At 34.1% G+C, this 405-nt stretch carries 1 protein-coding gene; it reads right to left on the bottom strand.

What is annotated here, in order from left to right:
- On the bottom strand, positions 1 to 163 hold a 163-nt coding region (locus AX663_RS09455; RefSeq protein ID WP_156430739.1), incomplete at its 3' end, for an ATP-binding cassette domain-containing protein.
- Positions 164 to 405: the final 242 nt, after the last annotated feature.

Genomic DNA, 405 nt, shown 5'->3' with positions numbered 1-405 from the left:
TGGATTCCAAGGCGTTGATTGTACGGATAAGGGTAGATTTCCCAGACCCAGAAGGGCCCAAGAGAACCACAACTTGTCCTTTTTCAATTTCTAGATTGATGTCACGAAGTGCATGATAGTCTCCGTAATATTTATTAACATTTTTAAATTCAATAAGTGCCATAAGAGCCTCCTATAATGGATTTACTTGTTAGCTTTTCTAACATATATTGAATTTTAGCATAAGTAAAGTCGAAAGTCAAAAAATTCCGAATATTCTTTCAAAACGTTCGGTTTTTACTAAATAATTAATCATTTTTTTGATATAAATATGAGCAAACAAAAACCCACCTGCAGGTGAGTTTTTTTGTTTTATTCACTAGCTTGCTCCCATTGTTTAGAGAGGTAGCGAGAGTAGCTAGAGAT

Source organism: Streptococcus sp. CCH8-H5 (assembly GCF_001556505.1).
In the GTDB taxonomy this organism is placed as follows: Bacteria; Bacillota; Bacilli; order Lactobacillales; family Streptococcaceae; genus Streptococcus.
This window is presented reverse-complemented; position numbering and strand designations above follow the sequence as displayed.